General features: G+C 70.6%; 9 protein-coding genes. All 9 read right to left on the reverse strand.

From position 1 onward, the window contains the following. Positions 1-366 (reverse strand): flavoprotein (locus tag G6020_RS01210; protein ID WP_347238279.1); only part of this gene is annotated, 366 nt, incomplete at its 3' end. Next, complete coding sequence (rpoZ, locus tag G6020_RS01215; protein ID WP_107747549.1) at positions 363-647, reverse strand: DNA-directed RNA polymerase subunit omega; 285 nt, start codon at positions 645-647, stop codon at positions 363-365. The genes rpoZ and G6020_RS01210, both read right to left, overlap by 4 nt. Positions 648-719: 72 nt before the next feature. Beyond that, entirely contained in the window at positions 720-1,325 is a 606-nt protein-coding gene (gene gmk / locus G6020_RS01220) for a guanylate kinase (protein WP_182609394.1), read from the reverse strand. Positions 1,326-1,332: 7 nt separating this feature from the next. Then, positions 1,333-1,656: an integration host factor, actinobacterial type gene (gene mihF / locus G6020_RS01225; RefSeq protein ID WP_007631925.1), complete on the reverse strand. Its 324-nt coding sequence runs from the start codon at positions 1,654-1,656 to the stop codon at positions 1,333-1,335. A gap of 439 nt (positions 1,657-2,095) precedes the next feature. Beyond that, positions 2,096-2,947 carry an orotidine-5'-phosphate decarboxylase gene (pyrF, locus tag G6020_RS01230; RefSeq protein WP_182609395.1) on the reverse strand — a complete coding sequence of 284 codons (852 nt, stop codon included), beginning with the start codon at positions 2,945-2,947 and terminating at the stop codon, positions 2,096-2,098. Beyond that, positions 2,944-6,306 carry a carbamoyl-phosphate synthase large subunit gene (gene carB, locus G6020_RS01235; RefSeq protein ID WP_182609396.1) on the reverse strand — a complete coding sequence of 1,121 codons (3,363 nt, stop codon included), beginning with the start codon at positions 6,304-6,306 and terminating at the stop codon, positions 2,944-2,946. Before carB ends, pyrF begins: the two co-directional genes overlap by 4 nt. After that, positions 6,306-7,529: a glutamine-hydrolyzing carbamoyl-phosphate synthase small subunit gene (gene carA / locus G6020_RS01240; RefSeq protein ID WP_182609397.1), complete on the reverse strand. Its 1,224-nt coding sequence runs from the start codon at positions 7,527-7,529 to the stop codon at positions 6,306-6,308. The genes carB and carA overlap by 1 nt, the downstream gene beginning before the upstream one ends. After that, positions 7,526-8,074: a hypothetical protein gene (locus G6020_RS01245; protein WP_182609398.1), complete on the reverse strand. Its 549-nt coding sequence runs from the start codon at positions 8,072-8,074 to the stop codon at positions 7,526-7,528. The genes carA and G6020_RS01245 overlap by 4 nt, the downstream gene beginning before the upstream one ends. Beyond that, positions 8,071-8,775: dihydroorotase (locus G6020_RS01250; RefSeq protein WP_182609399.1), on the reverse strand; the 705-nt coding region annotated here is incomplete at its 5' end. The genes G6020_RS01250 and G6020_RS01245, both read right to left, overlap by 4 nt.

Raw genomic sequence — 8,775 nt, forward strand, 5'->3', positions numbered from 1 at the left:
CAGCACGGGGCACCGCGCGGTCAGAAGAGTGGAGGTGAGCAGGTCGTCCGCGCGCCCGGAGGCGACCCGCGCGAGCAGATCGGCCGTCGCGGGGGCGACCACGACGAGGTCCGCCCGCTGCCCGAGGGCGACGTGGCGGACCGACGGCACGTCCGAGAACACCCCGGTGGAGACCGGGTTCCCCGACAGTGCCTCGAAGGTGGCGGACCCGACGAACCGCAGGGCCGCCTCGGTGGGGACCACGTCGACGTGGCACCCGGACTCCGTGAGGAGCCTGATCAGGCCACAGGCCTTGTAGGCGGCGATTCCGCCGCCGACCCCGACGACGACGCGCGTGCGCCGCACGTCGCCCCCGGAGTGGGTCACTCTCCCTCGGCGCAGTCGAGCAGGTCGGAATGGAGCTCGCGCAGCGCGATCGTCAGCGGCTTCTCATGCAGACCGGGGTCGACCAGGGGACCGACGTACTCGAGGATGCCCTCCTCGATCTGGTTGTAGTACGAGTTGATCTGCCGGGCGCGCTTGGCGGCGAAGATCACCAGGGCGTACTTGGAGGACGCCCGCTCGAGGAGCTCGTCGATCGGGGGGTTGGTGATGCCGATCGGGGTGTCGTACAACGGGGCTGCCGCTGCGGCTTCGATGGTGGCCACTATGGGTTCTCCTCTGGGTACAGCCTGGGTGGTGCTCTGGCCTGGGGTGGTGCTCTCGCGTCGGATTCGGCGTCAGTCTTGGCCGACCAGCAATGATACCAACTCGTCGACCGCGACCTCGAGTTCGTCGTTGACGACGACCTCGTCGAACTCCCCGCGGGCGTCCATCTCGACCTTCGCCGTCTCGAGCCTGCGGGTGACGACCTCGTGCGGCTCGGTACCCCGGCCGCGGAGACGGAGCTCGAGTTCCTCCCACGACGGCGGGGACAGGAACACGGTACGTCCCTCGGGGATGGACTCACGGATCTGCCGGACGCCGGCGAGGTCGACCTCGATGAGGACCGGCCGGCCCTCCTCGAGGGCGCGGCGGACCGGGTCGGCCGGGGTGCCCGAGAGCTGGAGGCCCCGGTGGATCTCGGCCCACTCGAGCATCCGTCCCTGGTCGACGGCCTCGCGGAACTCCTCGGTGCTGACGAAGTGGTAGTCGCGCCCGTCGACCTCGCCGGGACGTGGGTCCCGGGTGGTCATGGAGACGCTGAAGTAGAGGTCCGGCACGCGGTCACGCAGCCGTGCCACGACGGTTGACTTGCCGACGGCGGAGGGGCCGGCCAAGACGATCAGCCGGCCCCTCTTCGCCGTCGCTTCCGGGGACGAGACCCCGGATGACGGTGTGTTCATGCGTCGATCAGTCGACCGTGAAGTCGAACCGCTCGAGCAGTGCGCGGCGCTGGCGGTCTCCGAGACCACGCAGGCGACGCGTCGGTGCGATCTCCAGCTCGGTCATGATCTCCTGAGCCTTGACCTTACCGACCTTGGGCAGGGCCTCGAGCAGCGCCGAGACCTTCATCTTGCCGAGGATCTCGTCGCTCTCGGCATCCTTGAGCACCTGCTTGAGGTCGGTGCCACCACGCTTCAGGCGCTCCTTGAGCTCAGCCCGGGCGCGACGGGCGGCAGCCGCCTTCTCCAGAGCAGCTGCACGCTGCTCATCGGTCAACTGGGGAAGGGCCACAATTCCTCCGTCTCGTTCGTGTGTGTCTCATGACTCACGCGGGTGTCCACCGTAGGACATCCACGTGTGGTGTGCGGTGACCGACCCCGGCGCGTCCGCGGGCTGCGGCTCGTGCCGGGAGCGGGCGCTCCCTCGTGCTCACCGTACCCGGGCGATTCCGCCCCCCTCGCGGGAGACCGGCACGGCGTCGGGCCTGATGACCTCAGCAACAGTACGCGGCCGAATGGCCTCGTCGTCGCGCGGGGCCCGGCGTGGCACCCCGCCTGAACTGCGGATTGACGTGTGAGGTGAGGAGAAGACTAACGCCGGTCGCGTGCTCCCGCGAACCGAACCGCCCTAAATGGGGCGACCGGGTCACGGCGTCTGCTCCCGGCGACGTGGCCCCTGTGACGCCAGCCGTCCCGTGTGACGCCAGCACTCCGCCGGGGTGCCGGACCCCTCAGGCGGACCCGACGAAACGGTAGGTACGGGCCAGATCGCGGACCACCGCACGCATCGCCCCGACGTCCGGGCCCGACCGCAGGACGTGCCGGGAGACGTTGACGAGGGTGTGGGCCAACGCGGGCCCGGCGATCCTCCGGACGTCCGCGAGCGTCCCCCCCTGCTCCCCCACTCCCGGCATGAGGACCGGGCCGCGGAGACCGTCCAGTCGGGGCGGGTCGGCGACCGTCGCGCCCACGACGACACCGAACGGGCCCGGCGTGCCGGGCCCCGATGCGGCGTTCCGGTGGCCCACCTCGTCCACGACCGACTGCGCGACCGTTCCGGAGGGTCCCGTGGCCGCCTGCAGGCCCCCCGCCTCAGGGTTGGAGGTGCGGGCCAACACGAACAGCCCGCGGTTGTTCGCCGATGCGGTGTCGAAGGCGGCCTCGAGCGAGCCCACCCCCAGGTACGGGGACACGGTCAGGGCGTCGCAGGCCAGTGGTGAGTCCGCGGCCAACCAGGCCCGGGCGTACCCGGCCATGGTGGATCCGATGTCCCCGCGCTTGGCGTCGGCGATCGACAGCGCTCCCGACTCGGCGATCGACGTCAGGACCTCCTCGAGGACCGCGAAGCCCGCGGAACCGTGCTCCTCGAAGAACGCCACCTGGGGCTTGACCGCCGGCACGAGATCCCCGAACGCCTCCAGGGACCGGCGGGAGAACTCGCGGACCCCGGCGGCGTCCACTCCCAGCCCCCAGGACTCGAGGAGCGCCGGGTGGGGATCGATCCCCACGCAGAGGTTCCCGCGTGCGGAGACGGCGGACCGCAGCCGCGCACCGAACGGGTCTCGGGGTGCGCCCCCGGTCATCGGGCGGCGAACCCGCTGTGCAACTCCTGGAGGGGGCTCACCGTGACGTCACCGCGCCGGATGGCCTCGATGCCGTGCACCGCCGCCGTCGCGCCCTGGACGGTGGTGATACACGGGACCCTCCGGGTGATCGCGGCCGAGCGGATCTCGTGCCCGTCGGCGCGGGTCCCCCCGGTGGACGAGGCGATGTTGAGGATCAGGTCGACCTCGTCGGCGTTGATCCGGTCGACGATCGTCCGGACCGGGTCGCCCTGCTCGTCGACCGGCCCTCCCCCGGCCTCGGTCAGCTTCGCCACGGTCTCGCACGCGATCCCGTAGCGCCGGAGCATGAGCGCGGTGCCCTCGGTGGCCAGGACCGTGAACCCGAGCGCGGCGAGGCGCTGTGCCGGGAACACCATGGACCGCTTGTCCCGGTTCGCGACCGAGACGAACACGGTCCCGGACGTCGGGAGGACGCCCTCGGCCGCGAGTTGGCCCTTGGCGAAGGCGACGGCGAAGTTGGGGCCGATGCCCATGACCTCACCGGTCGACTTCATCTCCGGGCTGAGCAGCGAGTCGACGGGGTTGCCCTCGGGGGTGCGGAAACGGTTGAACGGGAGGACCGCCTCCTTGACGGCGACCGGCGCGTCCGCCGGGAGCGAACCGCCGTCCCGGTCGGATGGGAGGAGCCCCTCGGCCTTGAGCTCGGCGATCGTCTCACCCATCATGATGCGGGCACACGCCTTGGCGAGGTGCACGCCGGTCGCCTTGGAGACGAACGGCACGGTGCGGCTGGCGCGGGGGTTCGCCTCGAGCACGTACAGGACGTCGTCCTTGATCGCGTACTGGACGTTCATCAGTCCCTTGACGCCGATGCCGAACGCCAGTGCCTCACTGGAGCGGCGGACGCGGTCGATGTCGTCCTGCCCCAGGGTGATGGGCGGGAGGGCGCACGCGGAGTCCCCGGAGTGGATGCCGGCCTCCTCGATGTGCTCCATGACGCCACCCAGGTAGACCTCGGTGCCGTCGCACAACACGTCGACGTCGATCTCGACCGCGTCGTCGAGGAAGCGGTCGACCAGGACCGGGCGGTCCGGGCTGATCTCGGTGGCGCGCTCGATGTACGACCGCAGCGACGACTCGTCGTACACGATCTCCATCCCCCGCCCGCCCAGCACGTACGAGGGTCGGACGAGCACGGGGTAGCCGATGCGCGCCGCGATCTCCGTGGCCTCCGTGGCGTTGATGGCCGTCCCGAACGCGGGTGCGGGCAGACCGGCCCTCACCAGGACCTCGCCGAACTCGCGCCGGTCCTCAGCGAGGTCGATGGCCGACGGGCTGGTCCCCACGATCGGGACGCCGGCCTCCTCCAGCTGTGCCGCCAGGCCGAGCGGGGTCTGGCCGCCGAGCTGGACGAGGACTCCAGCGACGGTTCCCGACCCGGACTCGGCGTGGTAGACCTCCATGACGTCCTCGAACGTCAGCGGCTCGAAGTACAGACGGTCCGCCGTGTCGTAGTCGGTCGAGACGGTCTCCGGGTTGCAGTTGACCATCACGGTCTCGTACCCGGCCTCGGACAACGTGAGCGCGGCGTGGACGCACGAGTAGTCGAACTCGATGCCCTGCCCGATCCGGTTGGGTCCGGAGCCCAGGATGATGACCTTCTCGCGCTCCGTCTGGGCGGCGACCTCGGACTCGGCCGCGGGGTCGAGTTCGTAGGTCGAGTAGTGGTACGGGGTCTTGGCCTCGAACTCCGCGGCGCAGGTGTCGACGGTCTTGTAGACGGGCCGCACGCCGAGCCGGTGACGCAGACGCCGGACGCCCTCGGCGCCCGCGAACTCGGGCCGCAGAGCCGCGATCTGGGCGTCGGACAGGCCGTTGTGCTTCGCGCGGCGCAGCAGCGCCTCGTCGACCACCGGTGCGTCGACGATCTCCTGACGGAGCTCGACCAGCGCGGCGACCTCCTCGAGGAACCACGGGTCGATCCCGGAGGCCTCGTGGACCTGTTCGACGGTCGCGCCGAGGCGGAGCGCCAGCTCGACGTCGTACATCCGGCCCTCGGTCGGGCGCACGAGGTCCGCGAGGACGGCGTCGACGTCGGTCGACCGTCCGGGCGCGATCGTCTCGTCGGGCAGGGTCCAGAAGCCGGCCGCCTTGGTCTCCAGCGAGCGCATCACCTTGCCCAGCGCCTCGCGATAGTTGCGGCCCAGGCTCATCGCCTCGCCCACCGACTTCATGGTGGTGGTGAGCGTGTCGTCGGCACCCGGGAACTTCTCGAACGCGAAGCGGGGGGCCTTGACCACCACGTAGTCCAGGGTCGGTTCGAAGCACGCCGGGGTCTCGCCGGTGATGTCGTTGGTGATCTCGTCGAGCGAGTAGCCGATGGCGAGCCGGGCGGCGATCTTGGCGATGGGGAACCCGGTGGCCTTGGACGCCAGCGCCGAGGACCGTGAGACGCGTGGGTTCATCTCGATCACCACGAGGCGACCGTCGACGGGGTTGATGGCGAACTGGATGTTGCAACCGCCCGTGTCCACGCCGACTTCGCGGATGATCGCGATGCCGAGGTCGCGCATGTCCTGGTACTCGCGGTCCGTCAGCGTCATCGACGGGGCGACGGTGACCGAGTCGCCGGTGTGGACGCCCAGTGCGTCGACGTTCTCGATCGAGCACACCACCACGACGTTGTCCTTGTTGTCGCGCATGAGCTCCAGCTCATACTCCTTCCACCCGAGGATCGATTCCTCGATGAGGACGTTCGCGGTGGGCGAGGCGGACAGCCCGCCGCCGGCGATCCGCTCGAGGTCCTCGGTGGTGTAGGCCAGGCCGGAGCCGAGCCCGCCCATGGTGAACGACGGCCGGACCACGACGGGCAGACCCAGTTCGGAGACGGTCGCGTGGACCTCGTCCATGGTGTGGCAGACGGCGCTGCGTGCCGAGTCGCCTCCCACACTCGCGACGATGTCCTTGAAGGTCTGACGGTCCTCACCGCGGTTGATCGCGGGGATGTCGGCGCCTATCAGCTCCACGCCGTGCTTTGTCAGGATCCCCTGCGCGTCGAGTTGGATGGCGGCGTTGAGCGCGGTCTGGCCGCCCAGCGTGGCGAGGACGGCGTCGACGGGGTGTCCGTCGGCCGCCTCCTTGACGAAGATCTTGTCGATGTACTCGGGCGTGATCGGCTCGATGTAGGTGCTGTCGGCGAACTCGGGGTCGGTCATGATCGTGGCCGGGTTGGAGTTGACCAACGTGACGCGCAGCCCCTCGGCGCGGAGTACCCGGCAGGCCTGGGTGCCGGAGTAGTCGAACTCGCAGGCCTGGCCGATGACGATCGGTCCGGAACCGATCACGAGGACGTGGTTGATGTCTGTGCGGCGGGGCATCAGTTCGAGCCCTTTCTGGAGTCTGCGGAACCGTGGGCGGCGGTGTCACCGGTTGCTGAGTCGAGCAGGCTGACGAAGCGGTCGAAGAGGTCGGCGGCGTCACGGGGACCCGCCGCGGCCTCGGGGTGGTACTGGACGGAGAAGGCGGAGCCGTCGGTGAGGGCGACCCCCTCGACGGTCGCGTCGTTCGCGCACACGTGCGTGACGGTGGCGGTGCCCCAGGGTGTCTCCCAGGTCTCGGTATCCGGGGCGCGGAGCGCGAACCCGTGGTTCTGGGAGGTGATGGCGACCCTCCCGGTCGCCTTCTCCACCACCGGGATGTTGATCCCGCGGTGGCCGAACCTCATCTTGTAGGTCTCGAGCCCGAGCGCCCTGCCCAGGATCTGGTTGCCGAAGCAGATCCCGAAGAACGGGATCCCCTGGCTCAGGACCTCTTTGGTCAGGTGCACGGCGGCGTCGGCGGTGGCCGGGTCCCCGGGGCCGTTGGACAGGAACACCCCGTCCACGTCGAGGTCGAGCACGTCCTGCAGGGTCGCGTCCGACGGGAGCACGTGGACCCGCACGCCGCGTGCGGTGAGCATGCGGGGGGTGTTGGTCTTGATGCCCAGGTCGAGCGCCGCCACGGAATGGCGTGCCCGCCCCTCGGGCTCCACGACGTAGGCGGTGTCGGTCGAGACTGCCTCGGCCAGCGACGCCCCGGCCATGGGTTCCTGGGCCCGGACGGTCGCGAGCATCGACTCGTCGTCCACCAGGTCCTCACCCGAGAAGATGCCGGCCTTCATCGCCCCGAGATCCCGGATGTGGCGGACGACCGCCCGGGTGTCCACCCCGGCGATCCCCACGATGCCCTGGGCGAGCATCTCGTCCTCGAGCGTGCGCTCGGACCGGTGGTTGGAGGCGCGGCGTGACAGGTCCCGGATCACCAGACCCGACACCCAGATCCGACCGCCGCCGTTCCGGCCGTCGAGCAGCGACTCACCGTCCTCGTCGTTCCACCCGGTGTTGCCGATCTGCGGAGCGGTGCTGACGACGATCTGCCGGTGGTAGGACGGGTCGGTGAGGGTCTCCTGGTACCCCGACATCCCCGTGGTGAAGACGGCCTCCCCGAGGGTGGTCCCGGTCGCCCCGAACGCCGTGCCGCGGTGGATGCGGCCGTCCTCGAGGACGAGGGCGGCGGGCGCGCGGCCCCCTGGTGCGACGGTGGTTCCGTTGTGCGGTGTCACTTGTTCTCCTCGGTGGTGGAGCGGGGGGTGTCCGGCCGGGTGGGCGGTGCGGCGTCGCCGCGCAGGGCCTCCCAGCGGGGGTACGAGTCCTTGTCGTCGGCCCGGAAGCCGGAGTCGATCAGGGTGGGGCCGTCGTGGCCGTCGACCTGCCATCGGGCGACGAGGATCCCGCCGCCGGGCACGGTCTTGTTGGCGAGGGCGGAGGCGCGTCGCACGTCCACCAGGTCGGCGCGGGGGATCCACACCGTGGCGTCGGCGAGGTCGAGCCGGAGTCCACCGGTGAACGCGGTGAGGGTGGCGGCCGAGCGGTGGCCGAGCGGTGCCCGGGCGATCCTCGCCTGCCAGTCACCCGCCACGGTGCTGCCGATGTACACGCCGGTCAGCGGTCCCAGCACCACGTCACCGGTCTCGGCGGGAACCTCCGGCAGCGTGTCGAAGAGGCCGGCCTGGGATCGGCTGCGATTTCGCCAGCCCCATGCCATCAACCCGAGCAGGCCGAGGAAGACGACGATCACGCCCACCAGGGTCCAGACGTCCTGTGTCATGCGAGTACCTCTCCGTCGCGGCTGGTCATGCGGCCCCGGTATACGGTGCCCACGACCCGGGCGGCGAACGTCATCCCCTGGTAGGGGGTGTTGGCGGACAGACTTGCGAGTTCCTCCCCGACGACGGTCCACGGGGAGTCGGGATCGACGACGGCGAGGTTGGCGGGCTCCCCGACCTCGATCGGGCGCCCCTGGTCGGTGAGACCGGCGATCTCGGCGGGCCGCGTGCTCATGACGCGGGCCAGATCGCGCCAGCTCATCTCCCCCGACTCGACCAGGAGGGCCGCCACGATGGGCAACGCCGTCTCCAACCCGAGCATGCCCGGGCGGGCGGCCGCGAACTCGCAGCACTTCTCCTGGGCGGCGTGGGGGGCGTGGTCGGTGGCGACGCAGTCGATCACCCCCGAGACGAGCGCGTCACGCAGGGCGAGGGTGTCGTGGGCTTCGCGCAGTGGCGGGTTGACCCGGTAGACCCCGTCGTACGTCTCGAGCCTCGTGTCGTCGAGGAGCAGGTGGTGGGGGGTGACCTCCGCGGTGATCGAGATCCCCTGCGCCTTCGCCCACTTCAGCAGCTCGACCGTGCCCGTGGTGGAGGCGTGGCAGATGTGGACCCGCGCGCCGGCGTCCCGGGCCAGGATCGCGTCGCGCGCCACGATGGACTCCTCCGCCGAGCGCGGCCAGCCGGTGAGTCCGAGGCGGGA

The sequence above is a fragment of the Dietzia sp. B19 genome, from assembly GCF_014145155.1.
GTDB classification, from domain to species: domain Bacteria; phylum Actinomycetota; class Actinomycetes; order Mycobacteriales; family Mycobacteriaceae; genus Dietzia; species Dietzia natronolimnaea.

Excerpts from the sequence above, each read along its gene's own strand:
- gmk (WP_182609394.1), bottom strand. The coding sequence starts at position 1,325 with ATGAACACACCGTCATCCGGGGTCTCGTCCCCGGAAGCGACGGCGAAG.
- pyrF (WP_182609395.1), bottom strand. The coding sequence starts at position 2,947 with ATGACCGGGGGCGCACCCCGAGACCCGTTCGGTGCGCGGCTGCGGTCC.
- carB (WP_182609396.1), bottom strand. The coding sequence starts at position 6,306 with ATGCCCCGCCGCACAGACATCAACCACGTCCTCGTGATCGGTTCCGGA.
- G6020_RS01245 (WP_182609398.1), bottom strand. The coding sequence starts at position 8,074 with ATGACACAGGACGTCTGGACCCTGGTGGGCGTGATCGTCGTCTTCCTC.